The following is an 18,708-nucleotide window of genomic DNA, read 5'->3' as shown; positions in this document are numbered from 1 at the left end:
TTATTTAAGTGCTTTCTCAACAACACCCTCTGTTTCTTTTACAAACTTATCATAAGCTTTACCTGTAGCGGGGCCGTTAAAACCGGTATGTACATGAACAATCTTGTGGTCACGGCTGAGAATAATCATCGTGGGAAAACTCATGATTTTATCTAATTCGGGAATAGCTTTCTCCGCGTTTTGGGGTGTGTATCCTGTTAGCAAAACTTCGTACGGAATTCCCAGGTCCTGAACTGCCTTTTGAACAATCGGCTTTGCTTTCTCAAAAGAACTCTCGCGCTCAAATGCCAGACTGATAATTTCCAATCCGCGATCATTATACTTCTCATAGAGCTTTTTCAAATACCGCGTTTCGTCCATGCAGTTCGGGCACCATGTTCCCATTACATTTACGACAACCGCTTTTCCACTATAACGCTCATCATCGAGCGATACTTTTTCACCTGCCAGATTGGGAAAAGTAAAATTCATTTGTTTTTCAGTCGACTTTGTCAACTCGTCCGGATCACGAAGCTCAGCATTCTCATTGCGGATGGCTTTAAGTTCAGACTTGTAATGAATACCGCTGTAAAATGAGCCTTCATATTGGTCAGATCCAGAAAGAGCACCCTCAAAATAAAAGGCGTGACTGCCATCAAAAGTGGAAAGCCTAAACGAGTCTCCCGTTACACTTCCCGATAAATAGCGGTAGTCCCCAACTTCTGTCCTAATTGTTCCGTAAAGCTGAGACCCCGATTGTTCAAACAATGCAATAGCCGGCATGGTCGTGTCTTCTTCGATGATCTGCAATTCCCACTTCCCGGAAAAATCAACTTCTGCTTTTCGATATGGTTCAGGCATTTCGAGAACTCCTGTAACCGGAATTCGATAGTCCGATCCTTTGTCGAGGTTGAGCCAATAGCCGTCAACTCGTTTATCGCTTATCTTTAAGTGAAGTTCACTTTGAAAAACCGGCAACTCCGCAATTGTGGAGTCTCCGTTTTGTGTCAATGGAATAGCTATTCGTTCGAGATTATTGAAAATCACTAGTGAGTCTGCTTTGAGGCTGGCTCTGACCATTAACTTCTTCTCATCCGGTAAGTGAAACGTGAGCCTGAACGGTTTTGAGTCGTTCATGAAAACGGATCTGACAGAAAAAGCTTCGTCCAAAACCTTCTTCACATTTTGAGATGACGTAATCGAGTAGCCTCTGCCGGCTGTGTAAGTGAGGTTTTGATCAAATTTGTAAACGATATTTTCTTTGTTCGCCTCAAAATGAGCGCGTTTCAATTTGCCGTTTTGATATTCGTAAACGGCTTCTTTGATTTTAGCACTCTCTTTGTCAGAATAATAGCGATAAACTTTGATTTTACTTAGCGGTAAATAAGCTGAGTCAATTTGGTATTTTGGTTTGTTACCCAGCGTATTGAAATTTTCAGCTTCAATGAATGGGAGCAACTCTTTGCTCCAATCAGGCTTTTCGATGAGCGCTGTATCTCTTTTACCTTCCCTCACAGCAATCTTGTACAAATCTGTATTTTGATTCACGAGTTTTGCTGTATCCTGAGCGATATTATACGTGTTCTCAAATGGCTTTTCATCTCCCGTAGGTCCCAGCTCATCGAGGCAGGATGTCAAAAGCGAAAGGGAAAAAACGGCAACTAAAAGTCTATTCATCATCTTCATCAACTAATTCAAACTCTAACCTGCGGTTGTACAGATCAGCATTTTTAACCTTAATTTGAATTTCATCGCCCAATTGTAACACTCTTCCGTAATTATGGCCTACAATTCGGTGATTTTTTTCGTCAAAATAAAAGTAGTCGCCATCGATTTCGCGCAGGCGGATCATCCCTTCGCATTTATTCTCAATTATTTCCACGTAAAGTCCCCATTCGGTAACACCTGAAATAACACCGTTGAACGTTTCGCCAACGCTTTCTTTCATGTACATCACCTGGAAGTATTTGATCGAGTCGCGTTCTGCATTCGCTGCCTCGCGTTCTTTTTCGCTGGAATGGTTACAGAGGTTTTGATAATGATCCTGGCTGGCGTTATTTCCTCCTTTTGCATAGCGATCGAGTAAACGGTGTACCATCATGTCAGGATACCGCCTGATGGGTGAAGTAAAGTGCGTGTAATAGCGAAAACCGAGTCCGTAGTGCCCGATGTTGTCAGTACTGTACTCTGCTTTTGCCATCGTGCGGATAGCGAGCGTTTCAACCATCGTTTCTTCGCGTTTTCCCTGAACTTCAGCGAGTAGTTGATTGATATTTTTCGAAACCTCATCCTCTTTTGCAAACGAATATTTGTAACCGAATTTTTTGATGAAAGCACTGAAATCAGCCAGCTTTTCAGGATCGGGTGTGTCGTGAATTCGGTAGACGAATGTTTTGGGCTTGGGGTTTTGCTTCGTTATTTTTCCAATATCTTCTGCAACCGTGCGGTTAGCCAGCAACATGAACTCTTCGATGAGTTTGTGAGCATCTTTTTGCACTTTGAATAAAACACTATCCGGCTCATTTTTATCGTTGAGTTTAAACTTCACTTCAACTTTATCAAAAGCAATTGCCCCGGCTTGTAGCCTGCGGTTTCTCATTTGCTTTGCCATGCTGTTGATCACGGTCAGAGCCTCACTGTTCTTGCCCTCGCCACTTTCGATAACTTCCTGGGCTTCCTCGTAGGTGAATCGGTTATCAGATTCGGTAACTGTTCGGCCAATCCAATGGTTCTGAACATGGCCGTTTTTATCGAGCTCAAAGACACAGGAAAAAGTGAGTTTTTCTTCGTTGGGACGCAACGAGCAAACTTTATTGGAGAGTATTTCAGGCAACATCGGCACAACGCGATCAACCAGGTAAACTGATGTTGCGCGCTCTACAGCCTCTTTATCAACCATATCGTTTTCCTGCACATAATGGGTGACATCAGCAATGTGAACGCCTATTTCGTAGTTCCCGTTTTTGAGTTCTCTGAATGAAATAGCATCATCAAAATCTTTAGCATCGTGCGGGTCGATTGTGAATGTTTCCACATCGCGCATGTCTCTGCGCTTTTTGACTTCATCATCTGAAATTTCAACCGGAATATTTGCTGCGGCCTGCTCTACTTTCTCTGGAAACTTTTGCGGAAATCCGTATTCAAATAAAATAGAACTCATTTCTACTTCATTTTGGAGTGGATCACCTAATACATCGATCACTTCACCAAACGGACTACTGGCATCTTTTGGCCAATCGGTCATTTTGGCGATTGCTTTTTGACCGTTTTCGGCTCCTTTTAATTTATCGAGCGGAATGTAGAGGTCAACGAGCATTTTGCGATTATCGGGAACGAGAAACGCAAAGTTTTTAGATACTTCAATAACTCCTACAAATTCTGTTTTGGCTCGTTTTACAATTTCAGTGATTTGCCCCTCAGGCTTTCTCCGCTTTTTGCGAGCCAGTAAAAACACTTTTACAGTATCGCCATGAAGTGCATGTCCCACGAACTTTGGCGGGATGTAAATATCTTCATCGAGTTGTTCTGTTTTGATGTAAGCGGATCCGCTTTGAGTCATATCCACAACGCCTTCGATGAAAGCACTGTTTTTTCCCATTTTGAATTTCCCACGCTGCTCTTCTTTGAGCGTTTCCTTCGCTGCCATTTCATTCATCGTTTTCATGATGAGTGATCTTGTGTGTGGATCTGACACACCCATAGTAGCAGCAATTTGTTTGTAGTTATGTGGTTTATTGGGGTTCTGACTGATAATATCAATTATAGCCCGTTGAAGTTTTTTCTTTGGAAATTTACCCGAGTTCTTGGGTTTGCCCTTAGGCTTTTTATTCTTTGCCATATAAACGAAGAAAAATTATTATTTTGAGGCTGAATCAAAATTCAGCATTCTTAGTATAGTTAAATGTTCACAAGATAAAAAGTTGTCAACAATGATTTCGAAAAGCATAGAGAAAAAGTTAAACGAACAATTAGCAGCAGAGGCTGCTTCATCACAACTCTACCTGGCGATGGCTTCATGGGCAGAGGTAGAAGGTTTTGAAGGAGTTTCAGGCTTTTTGTACAAGCAGTCAGAAGAAGAACGCACGCACATGCTCAAGCTTCTCAAGTTTATCAATGAACGCGGTGGCGTGGCAGAAGTTCCTGAACTGGCTAAACCTCCTGTTAAATTTGAGAACATGCATCAGGTATTTAGTGATATTCTCGAGCACGAACAGGAAATAACAAACCGAATCAACGAACTGGTTCACATCACCTTAGAGGAAAAAGACTACACTACTCACAACTTTTTGCAGTGGTATGTGAGCGAGCAAATTGAAGAAGAGGCTCTCGCAAGAGCGGTTCTCGACAAACTAAAACTGATTGGTGATAAGCAGGGAAGCGGTCTTTATCTATTTGATCGTGACATCATGAATATCAGTGTAACATCAGCAAATGATGAGGATTAATTTTTATTTCTGCGGCACTTTTCGCTGCAGTAAATAACGTTTTCCCAGTTCTTTTCCCATTTTTTGCGCCAGGTAAAAAGCCTGCCGCAAATTGGACACGTTTTGACCGGAAGGTGTGGCTTTTTATGCGGCATCACTTTCGGTCAGAACCTGTTTTACCAACTTATCGCTCTCTTTCCATAACCTCTTGCGGTTCTCTTCATTTTGAGCTATAGAAGCCGTTTTAGCAGGTTTTTTCTTTTTCCAGTACAAACCACTTTGCTCGTAGCCTTCATCGCTTGTAGCGAGAAAAATTGAGGTTTCAGCTCCTTTTTCAGGTTTGATCATGAATGGCTTGAATAGCTTCAAAAGAACTTTTAAAAATCCTTTGAAGTCACTTCCAAACTTTGTGTCAACAACTCCCGGATGTAAAGCATTAGCTGCAATGCCCTTATCCTTTAGTTTATCGTGAAGCGATTGAGCAAAATAGATATTGAAAAGCTTAGCATTACCATATGCCTTCATTGAAGAATACCCATTTTCGAGTTGTAGATCGTCAAAATTTGGGTTTCCCTGCTTATGAGCTTCAGAACTCACATTGATTATCCTGGGCTCTTTGCCTTTTTCCAGCAGAGGAATCAATTCGTTCGTGAGCAAAAAGTGACCCAGATGATTCATTTGAAAAGTTAGTTCTAATCCATCTTTGGTCGTTTGCCTGTCAGGGATAATTCCGCCAGCGTTATTCAGGACAACATCTACACTTTCAAAGCCAACTTTCACTTTTTCAGCCGCACTCTTCACCGATTTGAGATCGGCTAAATCGCAAAATATAAACGTGCTTTGAGCCGGCTGAACCAACTCCTTTTGGAGCGCTTTAGTCTTTTGCTCATTTCGGTTGAGCATGATAACATGATGACCTTTTGCGTTGAGCTTAAGAGCAGTTTGCCGTCCAATTCCAGATGTTGTTCCCGTGATAACAATTGTCTTCATAAAAGAATCTCCTTTAAATGAAGACAAAAACTAAGCAAAAATGTTGACCGGCTTACTAGCCAATATCCTTCAGTTTAGAAAGCATCGTTTCAACGAGCTCAGGAATATCGTATTGATGTTGCCATCCCCAATCTTTGCGAGCAGGAGAGTCATCAATACTCGAAGGCCATGAATCGGCAATTTCCTGCCTGAAATCAGGTTTATAGGAAATTTCAAACTCCGGTATGTGCTTTTTGATTTCATTCGCCAAATCAGCCGGATTAAAACTCATTGCTGACAAATTGTAACTGCTGCGAATTCTCACATCATCAGCATCAGCTTCAGTAATATCAATAGTAGCTTTTATGGCATCATCAATGTACATCATCGGCAATGCTGTTGACTCATTAAGGAAGCATTCAAACTTTTTTGACTTCAGGGCCTTGTGAAAAATATCCACTGCATAGTCAGTCGTTCCCCCGCCCGGCAGTGTCTTCCAGCCAATTAGACCCGGGTAACGAATAGAGCGCACGTCAACACCCCATTTCCTGTGATAATATTCGTTCCATCTTTCTCCTGCCTGCTTAGAGATTCCGTAAACAGTATTAGGATCCATGATGCAATCCTGAGGCGTATTATCTTTTGGAGTAGTAGGTCCAAAAACAGCTATTGAACTCGGCCAAAAAACTTTTTTGATCAGTCCTTCCTTCGCTAAATTGAGCACATTAAAATGTCCTTCCATGTTGAGTTTCCAACCAAAAGCCGGTTGTTGCTCCGCTGTTGCCGAAAGAAGAGCTGCGAGGTTGTAGACAGTTTTGACATTGTACTTTTTAACGATCTCAGCAAGCTTGTCTTTATCGAGAACATCGAGCGTTTCAAAAGGCTCACTTTCAGTTTGTGGTTCGCGAATATCTGTTGCAATTACACGGTCAGAACCGAATTTATCACGCAATGTAGATACTAAATCGCTCCCTACCTGCCCGAGAGCTCCAGTTACTAAGATCGTTTCTTTCGCCATAATCAAAATTTGCAGCAAATGTAGGAGAAGCGATCAAATATTGAACATTTGAGAAAAGAAAGCGCTGCAAAATAAAATTTTGTGTTTTTTAGTTGAACTCTTAGATTCGTGGCGAACTTAATCCTATTATCTATGAAACTTTTAAAAACAGTAGGCTTTGGCGTGGCCCTTTCAGCGCTAGCATTTTCATTTCCATCTTGTAAAGGAGAAAAAGTTGATCAGTGTAAAAACTTGTCCTCAGGCACTCAATGTGAGAACTGTTGCCATTCAAATGGTTATAATGGTTATAAATATAACGCCACAAAAAGTGAGCCCTGTGAATGCATGTAGATTGAACACATTTCTCATTTTACCCGGCTTTTTGCCGGGTTTTTTGTTTCTAGAAAATCTTCAAAAAAGCTGAGGTAATTCCGCATCATCATTACCTTTACACTTTTCTAGAAAAACAACTTTCTATGCTCACAAAGGACACAGATAAAAAGCTATTCCTGCTCGATGCTTACGCGCTCATTTATCGCTCTTATTTCGCTTTTAGCAAAAACCCGCGGATAAACTCCAAAGGAATGAACACCTCAGCTGTATTTGGTTTTGTGAATACGCTCTACGATGTCATTTCAAATGAAAAACCAACTCACATCGCTGTTGTAATTGACCCTCCTTCTCCTCCCAAGAGAACTGAAGATTACACAGAATACAAAGCAAACCGCGAAGACACTCCTGAGGACATCAAACAAAGTGTACCATATATCAAAAAACTACTCGAAGGCTTCAATATTCCGCTTGTCATGGCTGATGGATACGAAGCAGATGATGTTATAGGAACACTTGCTCACCAGGCAGAGAAAGAAGGCTTTATCGCTTACATGATGACTCCCGATAAAGATTTTGCTCAGTTGGTCACTGACAATGTTTTCATGTACAAGCCGAGCAGAATGGGAAATGCTGCTGAAGTTTGGGGTATTCCTGAAGTGAAAAAGAAGTTCAGCATTGAGCGCCCCGAGCAGGTTATCGATATTTTAGGTATGTGGGGCGATGCTGTCGATAACATCCCCGGTGTGCCGGGAATTGGCGAAAAGCGCGCTAAGAATCTAGTTGGTGAATACGGCAGTATGGAAGAGGTTTACGAGCATCTTGAAGATTTTAAAGGCAAGATGAAAGAAAACCTGGAAAATAATCGTGAGCAGGCTTTCATGAGCAAGATGCTCGCCACAATTTTAACCGATGCTCCGGTTGAATTCGATGCCAAAGAATACGAGAAATCTGAGTGGAATAAGGAGGTTTTAAAAGAAATTTTTGCCGACCTCGAGTTCAGGAGAATGAGTGAACGCATCTTAGGTGAAAAAATAGCACCTACTGAGGGGCAAATGGATATGTTCGCTACGGAGGATAATGGTGATTCAGGATCTGACCAAAAAGAAGTTGATATTTCAAACCTCGATAATACAGAGCACGACTATAAGCTTGTTGATTCGGATAAAGGAATTGAGGATCTGACCAAGAAATTACTCAAAGCAGATGTTTTTTGTTTTGATACTGAAACGACATCGGTGGATGCTCACAATGCTGAGTTGGTTGGTCTGGCTTTTTCTCTTAAAAAAGGTGAAGCTTATTATGTTCCGTTTCCTGAAGATCGGGATGAATGCCTGAAAAAATTGAAAAAGTTTGATGATGTTTTTAAGTCGAAAGCATTAAAAATAGGGCACAATGTGAAGTACGATCTCAATGTGCTCAAGCATCATGAAATGGAGGTTTCTTACCCACTTTTTGATACGATGATCGCGCATTACCTAACTGATCCTGAGAACAACCGAAGGAATATGGATGTGTTAGCAGAAACGTATTTGAGTTACAGGCCAAAACCTATCTCTGATTTAATTGGTAAAAAGGGTAAGAACCAAAAAAGTATGCGTGAAGTTGCTGTAGAGGAAGCAGCAGAATATGCCGGTGAAGATGCCGATATTACTTTACAGCTAAAGAGTGAATTGGAAAAGGACCTGAAAAAGGGAAAAGAGCAAAATATCTTTGATGATATTGAAATGCCTCTCGTAAATGTGCTCTCTGACATGGAGTGCGAGGGAATCAAGATGGATCGTGACATCCTTGACGATTACTCTAAAAACCTTCAAAAAGAAATCGACTCGATTGAAAAGGGAATTTATGAAATTGCCGGTCACGAATTTAACATCGGCTCTCCAAAACAGGTGGGCGAAGTTTTATTTGATGAGTTGAAAGTCACGGATAAGCCCAAGAAGACAAAAAGCGGTCAATACGCCACCAATGAAGAAGCTCTTCAATCTATAGCGGGCAAGCATGAAATCGTTGAGCAAATACTGGAATACAGAGAAGTTGTGAAGCTGAAAAATACATATGTTGATCCGCTTCCAAATCTTATTAACGAACGAAGTGGTAGGATTCACACCACCTTCAATCAGGTAAGGGCGGCTACTGGCAGGTTGAGTTCTGACAAGCCCAATTTGCAAAACATACCGATCAGAACCGAGCGCGGCAGATACATCAGGCAGGCTTTTGTTCCCAGGAGCGATGACTTCACACTTATGGCTGCAGACTACTCTCAGGTTGAATTGAGAATCATCGCAGCATTAGCGAAAGAAGAAAACATGCTAGAAGCCTTCAACAAAGGCATCGATATACATGCTACAACTGCTTCAAAGGTGTTTGGTGTTGAGCTGGATGATGTGACACGCGAAATGCGCAGCAATGCCAAAACGGTCAACTTTGGTATCATTTACGGAATATCAGCATACGGACTCTCACAACGAATCAATATCTCACGAAAAGAGGCAAAGGAAATCATTGATAATTATTTCGATAAGTATCCAAAGATCAAAACCTACATGGACAAACAAATCGAGTTTGCCCGAGAACACGGATACGTAGAAACAGTTTTGGGAAGAAGGCGCTACTTACGCGATATCAATTCACGAAATGCAACCGTACGCGGTTTTGCTGAGCGAAACGCTATCAACTCCCCCATTCAGGGTACAGCAGCCGATTTGATTAAAATCGCCATGATCAATGTTCACAAAAAACTCAACAAAGACAATTACAAATCCAAAATGCTCTTACAGGTGCATGATGAATTGGTTTTTGATTGTCATAAAGACGAACAGGAGAAACTGATCAAAATGGTAAGCGAAGAAATGTCTGGAGCTTTAGATCTTAATGTTGAATTAGAAGTTGAAGCTCAAACTGGCTCTAACTGGTTAGAGGCTCATTAATAAAAAAATCCCAACGAAATTTTCGTTGGGATTTACTTCTTTATCGTGCAATAACAAGCCGTTTTGTAACGGTCGAATTTTCTGTTTTAATCCTGACGTAATAAACTCCTTCAGCAAATCGGGAAGTGTTCAGGTATTGGTCAAATCCCGAACTAGCTACTTTGTTGAGCACATTAACGCCTACAGAATTATAAACCCTGATTGAGCCTGTGTTATCAATTCCGGAAATAACTACTCTGTTATTAGCCGGATTCGGGTACATTTTTATTTCGTTGTCTTCCTGGCTTTCATAAACTGATGTATTGATTCCCGGAGTTGTTGTAAATCTCCAGGTTTCACTCCATGGACCAGCAGCTCCGTTGTCAATAACACGAACTCTCCAATAATAAGTTGTTGAGCTATCGAGATTAATTAGCTGCTTTTCAGTGTCTGGGCTGTTTGATAAACCCAGTCCTACTGGTTGGCTATAAGATTGAAGCCAACCAGAATTGAAAGATGGAACACGATCTACTTCGATTTCATATTCATCTCCACGTGCAGCAGCCCAGTTAAGCTTAGGGCTTGTATTAACATTGATTTCTGCAAGCTTAGGTGATATAAGAATTACAGAATCATTGAGTGCTCCCTCGATATTGATGTCATCGAGATATAAATCATTTCCCCCATTTGACTGAAACCTAAAACGAAACCTGAAGTTGGAAGTCAAATACTGAGATGGAATAGCTACTGAGTTTGATGCCCAATCACTTTCATCTAGATTATTTAAAGGTCCGTTAATTGGATCAGTACTAGCAAGTATAGGTCCAACTTTAGAATCGATAAAAGACCAGGACCTTCCACAGTTCGTACTTACCTCCAGTCTCAGTATATCAAATGACCCGTCTCTTTGCGCAAAAGCTGATTTGAAAGTCAAAAAAGCTGTATCCATATTTTCAAGGCTGTATACAGGGCTTTCAGCAGCTGCTTCTCCTGCACCGCTACTAAAGAAGTTGTTCAGCTTGAGAGATTGTGACCCGCTGTATGAATCAAAATTGGTTACCTCCCATCCAAACTGCTGAGAAAAATCATCGAGAATCCAGCCTTTGTCGATCGCTGGCTCAGAAAATTCAAACGATTCAACAATAGGAACATTTTTTCCAACTTGAGGTAAAATCTTAATCACATTTGATTTTACAACTGAAGCCGAGTCTAAACTATCAGATACAGTCAATTCCACATCGTATGTTCCCGGCTCAGAATAAACAACTCTTGGATTTTCAGCGTTGCTCATGACAGGCTGAGCTCCTTCAAATGACCAGCTATAATTTTGAGGGTTGAAGAAAGAACGGTCAAAAAATGAAACCGTATCACCTACACACGCAATAATAGGTTTACCAGTTTCGCAAACCGCACCTGATGGCTGTGCCCCTGTAATATTTACTTCAAAATCGGCTCTACATACTGATTCATTGAAATTAACAATCCCTGTGGATACGAGATTTGACTGACTTGTTAGACTTTGTAGAACGGGAATATTATTAAGGACAGAAATCATTCTCGCTTTTTGACCAAGGGTAAACATGTTTTGGCAATCGTCATAGCTCATGTAGTTTTCAATTTGATCAACTACATCGGTTGAAAACGCACTTTGTTGTCCCTGAGTATCATTAGAGCAGGTGTTTTGACCTGTGTTACACCCAAATGTTGAATTTGCTGATGGCGGTGTATCACAAACTCTGTCTCCTGAATTACTACAGCTTCCTCCACATCCGCTTTGAAATGTGTGGTAAAGATTAAAACAGTGACCTACTTCGTGGGTTAGAGTACGACCATCTGAAACAGATGTGCCAACACGACCGAGTCGGTCATGGCGCATCACAATACCGTAATTATTCCAATTACCTCCGGGAAATTGAGCGTACCCCAACACAATTCCGCCTCCTCCTGAGCCCCTGACAGAGTTCACGATCCATATATTCAAATATGAATCTGCTGGCCAGTAACTAACATCTTTCACATTATTATTAGCTCCATAGGAATTGGAAGGATCGTTGATTCGTACTACACCATCAGTGCAGTTTCCGTTAGGATCAATCCGTGCCAGTTCAAACTCCACTTCAACATCAGCAGCAACATTTTGGAAGACTGCTCTGGTTGCATTCGTATCTGAATTCAGTCTCCTAAAATCTTCGTTGAGTACATCTATTCCATCCTGAATTTGATCTAATGAGATATTCCCAATGCAATTATCATGAACAACATGGACGACTACAGGGACTTTATATTGTGCAGGCCCTGAAGATCTCGTTCCTGTTTGTGATAACACAGGAATGTGAGTTTCAGAACCCATTTTAGAAATCCGCCTGTATTCCTCACGGAGTTCAGGGTGTTCGTTGAACATCTCTTCCATGTAAGAATCGGTTCCACACCAATCACTCTGGTTCTGACCAACAGTAAAAATAGTGGAGAATAAGAATATTCCCGCCAATAATATATTTTTCATCTCGCTCTCTTCCTTTATCTATCTAATAACAATGCGTTCTGTAATTCGTTCAGAACCAATTGCCGTTTCCAACATGTAAACTCCGCCTGTAAGCTGATCAACATTGAGCTGAACAATATTTTCACCTGAAGATAAATTTTGTTTGGAATAATACACACGCTGACCTGTCATTGAGTATATGGTAAATTCTACAGGCCTGTTCTCATCATTTAATAAGCGAACATTAAACTTAGATTCAGAAGGATTGGGGAATACTGTAAAATGAAACTTTTCTTTAAGGCTTTCTTCAAAACCAACTCCAGTTTCGCTTATTGTGAATTCCCACACATCACTCCATGGACCAGGGTTTCCATTTGTTACATAACGAACTCTCCAAAAGTAAGTCCCGTTTGGATCTAAGCCGGTAACATCATACTCTGTGTCAGCATTGTCAGGATCTACAGATATTTTTTGTTTTGAAACTGATACAGGACTATTGAAAGAGATATTATCAGCATATTGAAATTCGTATTCTGTAATACTTTCACCAGTTGGCTGCCACTGGAATGTGAAATCACTTGGCAACTTAGTTTGACCATTGAATGGGTAAACTAAACTAGGTGTATCACCCCAGTCACCTGTAATGTTAATATTATCAATATAGAGGTTGTTATTTCCTTCTGCTTCAAATTCAAACTTTATTCTAGCATTATTTGAATTTAATGGAGCGCTTAAGTTATCGATGGACAGGGTGCGCCATTCATTGGAGTTTGATGGTGTGAAGGCTCCATTCACTCCAGAAGTACTTTGGATAAAAGGACCAATTTCATTGAAAACCTCATTCCATGTTTCTCCGCAATCGTTAGATATATAAACCTTTAACCTATCCTGTCCTGAACTACCATTGAGCATAGCATACGCTACTTCAAAGTCTATATCAAACTGATCATAAACAGATAGATCAATTGTTTCACTTATCAATCGATAGGTCTTGTTATTTGAATTTGAGTAGTTCGCCATTTTCAGGCACGCTCCACCTTGCTTTCCATTGTTTTCATCGAGCTCAAAACCAAAGTTTGAATTGTTATCTGATGTGTACCATTTGATATTGGGTGTTTCAGTTACATCTTCAAAATCTTCAGTATAAGGCATAGAAACCCCAACAGGATTGTTGACCATTACGAACCCATCTTTCAATTCTGATTTTTGATTTCCATTTTGGAATGAGGTCAATAAAACATCATAAACTCCAATTTCTGGATAATAAACTACCGGGTTTTGGTTGTTTGAAGATGATTGTAAAGAACCCGTTAGATTCCAGTTCCAACTTGTTGGATCGTATTCAGATCCATCTAGTAGCCTCAAAGAATCTCCCAGGCAAATAGTAGCATTTTCAGCACTGAAGTCTGCAGAGTAAAGTTGCCCAACACCAGTAGCGTTTAAATTTTGTTGTGACCACAAATTGTTTCTTCCGGCAACACCAGAATTTGCTGCTGCTCTCATGCGATCAATTTGACCTTCGGTAAACATTACTGGACAATTTGAATAGTCCATGATGTTTTGAACATTATCTAGAGAGCCGCATGATACCTGAGTGGTATTACATGAACCAAAAGTTCCAATTGTATTAGGTGTATCTTGTACAGAATCATCATCACCACAATTTTGTGTTTGCCCTGGGTTATTTGATTGTCCCCAAGGGTGTTCAAGATTAAAAAAGTGTCCAATTTCGTGGGGCAATGTGTGGCCATCACCTCCAGCAGCAGTTCCAATTGTACCAACATATGTGTGTTCAGAAACGATTCCATCTTGTGATGGATTTCCAGCCGCAACACTTGGAAGAAGAGCATAGGCTGCAGCACCAAAATTGATGTTTGCAACAGTCCAAATGTTGAGGTACTTCTGTGGTGGCCACTGGTTGATTTTGGCTGTTTGATCACCAACATTTGTAGCTGATGACACAATACGATCTATACCATTGGTTGAGTTACCATTAGGATCTTTTCTAGCAAGACGAAACTCGAAATTAGCATCACCAATTCTGCTTTCAAAAGCAGGTATCACATTGGCAAGGTCTGCATTTGACTTACTAAAATCTTCATTTATTTGACGCATTGCGTCTTTGATTTGTGCTTCGCTGATGTTTTCAGATCCGTTTTGATGAACAACGTGAAAAACTACAGGAATTACAATCTTATTGTTTGATGTTGCTCTAGAGCTAATGTAAGACTGTGTAAAATCCTCAAGCTCTTTTTGAGCTGATTCAATAATAGGTTTGGCTGATGGGTTTTGTTGTAATAACTGCTGTTCAGCATGATTTTTACCGCAGGGCTGCTGAGCATATTGCGTAAAAGAAATAGCGAGTGCTGAAAGAGTTAGAATAACATTCTTAATTCTAATAAAAGCCATATATTTCATTGAATTTGTGATAAGTAAAGTGCGAATATAACTTTTTTATAAACGCTTTTTCTGTAAGATCAGTTACAAACCCGGCACTTCAATGTTCCTGAGGGAATCTACAACCTGATCAAATTTATGTGTGTGGTTGAGTACGTACACGTATTTTTTTGCCACGGTAGTTGGGTTTGCCAACTCTCCTTTTTCTTTGAGTTGAACAAAGTCTCCATGACGGCTAAAATCATCAGGATTAGCTCCTCTAATTTCTTTTTGCATGTTGGTGTCTACAACACCAGGACCAATTGAAAGGATTTTGACATCTCCCCCGGTTACTTCCTGTTCGTGTTGTACCGTTTTGCTGAAATGATCGATTCCGGCTTTTGACCCACAATACGATGCCCACGAATCAATCTCGTATTGTCCGGCACCAGAACTGATGTTTAGTATTATTTTTTCGGTGTGCAGTTCCTGGATCTGACCGATAAAAATATTCATCAATATAGCGGGAGATATCGTGTTGAGTACAAATGTTCTGTTGATAGCATCATTGGATGCCGTTCCCACTCGCTTTATGTCTCCCAAATAGCCAGCATTATTGACCAGGCAAATACGATCGGCATTTGATTGAACCGGAAAACTGAAATCGTTGAGCTTTTCAATTTCGGTCAGATCCATACTGATGTGATCGTATCTATCGTGTTTGATTGTTTGGTTTCGGCTGATTCCGGTTACGTGGTTATCAGCATCTTGTAACAGCTCATTGGCAAGTGCTTCTCCAATTCCGCTGCTAGTACCGGTAATGAAATATTGCTTCATGAAAATTAATTGATGTCGATGAATTTCTCGATATCGCGGACTCTACCAAAAACCATGAGAGTATCGGATTTTTGAATAGAGGTGTTAGAAGCAGGAACACCTAATACGTGTTCCTGCATAACTTTTTCACCATTTTTTTCCTCTTCAAAGAGGCGCTTGATCGTTACTACAGTAAGCTTGTATTTGTCGCGCAAGCCAACTTCATCGAGCGTTCTGCCAATGATTCCTTTAGGAGCTTTTATTTCAACTACCTCGTAATCATCAGGAAGTTGCAAAAAGCTAAGGATATTGGGGTTTATCAGCCTTTCAGCGACAACTGTCCCAACCTCATCCTCGGGAGAGAGTATTTCGTCAACTCCCATTTTCTCAAGGATCATTCGTTGTTGAGGTCCGTTAGCCCTTGCAATAATCCGCTCAACATTGAGCTCATTGAGGTAGACTGTTGTGAGCAAAAGTGCTTCAAAGTTCTCCCCAATGGCAACCACAACAGCATCCATATCTTTGATGCCTTGCGTGATGAGCGCTTTTTTATCAGTTGAGTCTAATGTGACAGCATATGCCACTTCATCCTTGATATTTTGGATGTTCATTTCATTGTTGTCAATCGCGAGAACTTCAGCTCCGCGTTCACTCAACTTTTTGGCAATTGCTGTTCCAAATTGCCCAAGGCCGATTACTGCAAAACGATAAGCCATGGTTTTATTTTAGTGCTTCTTCGAGATCGGCAACGAGATCATCTCCGTCTTCAATACCGATACTCAAGCGAATTAGTGAATCTTTTACACCTGCTTTTTCGCGCTCTTCTTTTGGAATAGCTGCGTGTGTCATTGTTGCAGGGTGACCTAAAAGTGATTCTACTCCACCTAGTGATTCAGCTAGTGTGAACACTTTTGTTTTGGTCACAATTTTATGAGCATTTTCCTGAGAATCATCTTTAAGTGTGAATGACATCATCCCACCAAAGTCTCTCATCTGTTTTTTGGCAATGTCATGATTTGGATGACTCTCTAGTCCTGGCCAATATACTTTATCCACTTTTGGGTGCTCGTTCAGCATTTTAGCCACTTTAGCTGCATTTTCACAGTGGCGCTGAATACGAACGTGAAGTGTTTTGATACCTCTCAGAACCAAGAAGCTGTCCATTGGTCCCGCAACTCCACCACTACTATTTTGAATGTGGTAAATTTCATCGGCAATATCTTTTCTGTTTGTTACCAATGCTCCCATCACGATATCAGAGTGACCGCCAAGGTATTTGGTAACTGAGTGCATAACGAGATCAGCGCCTAAATCTAGCGGGTTCTGAAGGTAAGGAGTTGCAAAAGTGTTGTCAACGCCAAGCATAACATCATGCTTCTTCGCTAATTCGCTCATGGCTTTGATGTCGATGATGTTGAGCATTGGGTTGGTTGGTGTTTCTACCCAAATGAGACGAGTGTTTTCGTTGATATACTGTTCAACAGAACTCACATCCTGCATTGGTACAAAGTGAAATTTGATACCGAATTTCTCAAATATAGATTTGAAGATGCGGAATGTTCCACCGTAAAGGTCGTTTGTTGAAACAACTTCATCGCCAGGATTGAGCATTTTGAGCATTGCATCGATTGCCGCCAGGCCACTGGCAAATGCTGCTCCATACTTTCCGTTTTCAATAGCCGCGAGGTTTTTCTCCAGTGCATCACGCGTTGGGTTTAGAGTACGTGAGTACTCATACCCTTTGTGTTTTCCAACTTCAGACTGCACATAAGTTGAAGTCTGGTAAATTGGTGTCATGATTGCACCTGTTGACTCATCGGGCTCTATGCCTCCATGAATTGCTTTAGTTCCAAATTTGGCATTTTTTGTGTCCATATAGTCTCCTTTATTTTTGAGGCTTTTTAAAAGTTATGAGTTTCCTTCCAAGGTATACGCGCTGTATCCAACGCGGTAAAATAATAATTCCTAAAAATAAGTAAGGGTAGTAAGTAAATAGTCGCCATAAAAAGGCTACTGCTGCCATTATTCCAATTGGAGTGTAATCGGCCAAAAACTGGTCGAAGGCTATTTCAGCTACTCCGGCACTCCCCGGGGTTGGACTTATCAGCATGATCACCCACATAACGAGCTGACGCGAAAGAACTAATAAATTGTCCATAAACCCAAATGAAGTAAAGGCTAAAAGTAAAAAATTAGCGGTTAAGTAACGTGCTGTCCATGATAGAGAAGTTGCTAAAAATGCTCTTACCCAAAAGATAAAGGGCTTTTCACGCAGCTCATCTGACGTTGTGACAACTTCATCTCCTGTTCGATAGGCTGCTCTTAGCCATCTTTTAAGAAAAGGCAACGAAAACACCCTGATGAGTAGTTTTTTGAATCCCTGAGGACTCACAAATATACCGAGTAGAATTACTGTTATGAGAATGAGTATAAATACGTATCCGATCCAAAAAACCTGCTGTACGCCCAGCTTCATTCCAAAAACTTCCATGTTTGGAATCGTATCGGGGAAGAGAGCTGTGGTTCCGACCACTACAAACAAAAGCGGCACTGAAATGACATAAAACAATTCATCTAAAAAAGCAGTTGTCATGACGATTGCTGTACTTCTCCCAACAGAGAGCTTTTCCTTGGAGAGAATGAAGATGGCAACTCCTGATCCTCCAACTACAGAAGGAGTGATTGCAGAGCTGAACTCCCAAAGCATGATGTCGTCAAATGCGTTTCGCCATGATATTCGTTTATCACTCAATATTCTGAGCCTGTACATGTAACCAAATTCACGAGCTCCTGCTGCAAGTAGCGCGATGAAAATCCAGAAATAAGTTCTGCCCGTAAAATCAATGTCCCTAAAGGCTTTAGGGTCGAGTTCAGAATAAAGCAGGTAGCCGGCAACTCCGAGACCAAGCACAATTGGAATAATGATGCGCTTGGGGTCCATTATTTTTCGAATTGGACTTCTTTTTTTGTTTCTTCTCTTCTTTGCCATTTTTTTGCTCGCGTGGCGAAGTTAGAAACATTACGAGAATCTAACTTGTTCGTTTACTTTTCAACCAGAAAAATGTACAAATGAAGAAATTTTACTACTTAAAGACTTGTGACACCTGCAAAAAAATCATGAAACAACTCGACTTATCTGATTTTACATTACGGGAAATAAAAACTGATCCAATTAATGAACAGGAGCTTATCGAGTTGAGAAACTATGTTTCTTCTTATGAAGAATTATTCAATAAACGCTCTAGAAAATACAGGGAACTCAACCTCAAAGAAAAACCACTGAACGAAAAAGAGATCAAGCAACTCATCCTCGATGAATATACTTTTTTAAAGAGACCGGTAATGTTATTTGAAGATAATGTGATGGCAGGAAACTCGAAAAAGATTGTAGAGCAGATGGTCGAGAAAACAAAAAATTGACACGGG

14 protein-coding genes are annotated in these 18,708 nt (G+C 40.7%); 3 read left to right on the top strand and 11 right to left on the bottom strand.

Annotated elements, in window-relative coordinates:
• The gene (locus tag F3059_RS08270) at positions 1-1,659 is read right to left on the bottom strand and encodes a TlpA family protein disulfide reductase (protein WP_170265131.1); all 1,659 of its coding nucleotides are present in this window, start codon (positions 1,657-1,659) and stop codon (positions 1-3) included.
• On the bottom strand, positions 1,649-3,817 hold the full coding sequence (gene rnr, locus F3059_RS08265; RefSeq protein ID WP_151168113.1) for a ribonuclease R: 2,169 nt from the start codon (positions 3,815-3,817) through the stop codon (positions 1,649-1,651). Before rnr ends, F3059_RS08270 begins: the two co-directional genes overlap by 11 nt.
• Before the next feature lie 91 nt (positions 3,818-3,908).
• Here rnr and F3059_RS08260 point away from each other — a divergent pair, with 91 nt between their 5' ends.
• Entirely contained in the window at positions 3,909-4,424 is a 516-nt protein-coding gene (locus F3059_RS08260; protein ID WP_151168111.1) for a ferritin, read from the top strand.
• Here the strand turns inward: F3059_RS08260 and F3059_RS08255 are convergent.
• Genes F3059_RS08255 through F3059_RS08245 form a run of 3 tightly spaced genes read right to left on the bottom strand, consistent with a single transcriptional unit; the run spans position 4,421 to position 6,390 of the window.
• Positions 4,421-4,558 (bottom strand): DUF2256 domain-containing protein, encoded by a 138-nt coding sequence (locus tag F3059_RS08255; RefSeq protein ID WP_151168109.1) that lies wholly within the window; start codon positions 4,556-4,558, stop codon positions 4,421-4,423. The two genes, F3059_RS08260 and F3059_RS08255, sit on opposite strands and share 4 nt — an antisense overlap.
• The gene (locus F3059_RS08250) at positions 4,548-5,393 is read right to left on the bottom strand and encodes an SDR family oxidoreductase (RefSeq protein ID WP_151168107.1); all 846 of its coding nucleotides are present in this window, start codon (positions 5,391-5,393) and stop codon (positions 4,548-4,550) included. Before F3059_RS08250 ends, F3059_RS08255 begins: the two co-directional genes overlap by 11 nt.
• 55 nt (positions 5,394-5,448) lie before the next feature.
• On the bottom strand, positions 5,449-6,390 hold the full coding sequence (locus F3059_RS08245) for an NAD-dependent epimerase/dehydratase family protein (protein WP_151168105.1): 942 nt from the start codon (positions 6,388-6,390) through the stop codon (positions 5,449-5,451).
• A 455-nt stretch (positions 6,391-6,845) separates the two neighbouring features.
• Between F3059_RS08245 and polA the strand changes: the two genes are divergently transcribed.
• Positions 6,846-9,629: a DNA polymerase I gene (polA, locus tag F3059_RS08240; RefSeq protein ID WP_151168103.1), complete on the top strand. Its 2,784-nt coding sequence runs from the start codon at positions 6,846-6,848 to the stop codon at positions 9,627-9,629.
• A gap of 40 nt (positions 9,630-9,669) precedes the next feature.
• Here polA and F3059_RS08235 read toward each other — a convergent pair whose 3' ends face one another.
• The 6 genes from F3059_RS08235 to F3059_RS08210 all read right to left on the bottom strand — a co-directional run bounded on the left by F3059_RS08235 (position 9,670) and on the right by F3059_RS08210 (position 18,271).
• Positions 9,670-12,111, bottom strand: coding sequence for a M43 family zinc metalloprotease (locus F3059_RS08235; RefSeq protein WP_151168101.1), 2,442 nt, complete (start codon positions 12,109-12,111; stop codon positions 9,670-9,672).
• Between the two features lie 18 nt (positions 12,112-12,129).
• A complete protein-coding gene (locus F3059_RS08230) occupies positions 12,130-14,499 on the bottom strand; it encodes a M43 family zinc metalloprotease (protein ID WP_170265130.1) in 2,370 nt (789 codons plus the stop codon).
• Between the two features lie 72 nt (positions 14,500-14,571).
• On the bottom strand, positions 14,572-15,303 hold the full coding sequence (locus F3059_RS08225; protein WP_151168097.1) for an SDR family NAD(P)-dependent oxidoreductase: 732 nt from the start codon (positions 15,301-15,303) through the stop codon (positions 14,572-14,574).
• Between the two features lie 5 nt (positions 15,304-15,308).
• Entirely contained in the window at positions 15,309-15,998 is a 690-nt protein-coding gene (locus F3059_RS08220; protein ID WP_151168095.1) for a potassium channel family protein, read from the bottom strand.
• Between the two features lie 4 nt (positions 15,999-16,002).
• Positions 16,003-17,157 carry a cystathionine gamma-synthase gene (locus F3059_RS08215; RefSeq protein ID WP_151168093.1) on the bottom strand — a complete coding sequence of 385 codons (1,155 nt, stop codon included), beginning with the start codon at positions 17,155-17,157 and terminating at the stop codon, positions 16,003-16,005.
• Between the two features lie 10 nt (positions 17,158-17,167).
• A complete protein-coding gene (locus F3059_RS08210) occupies positions 17,168-18,271 on the bottom strand; it encodes a lysylphosphatidylglycerol synthase transmembrane domain-containing protein (RefSeq protein ID WP_151168091.1) in 1,104 nt (367 codons plus the stop codon).
• 80 nt (positions 18,272-18,351) lie between these two features.
• Between F3059_RS08210 and F3059_RS08205 the strand changes: the two genes are divergently transcribed.
• Positions 18,352-18,702 carry an arsenate reductase family protein gene (locus tag F3059_RS08205; protein ID WP_151168089.1) on the top strand — a complete coding sequence of 117 codons (351 nt, stop codon included), beginning with the start codon at positions 18,352-18,354 and terminating at the stop codon, positions 18,700-18,702.
• Positions 18,703-18,708: the final 6 nt, after the last annotated feature.

The organism is Salibacter halophilus, from assembly GCF_008806325.1.
GTDB classification, from domain to species: Bacteria; Bacteroidota; Bacteroidia; order Flavobacteriales_G; family Salibacteraceae; genus Salibacter; species Salibacter halophilus.
This window is presented reverse-complemented; position numbering and strand designations above follow the sequence as displayed.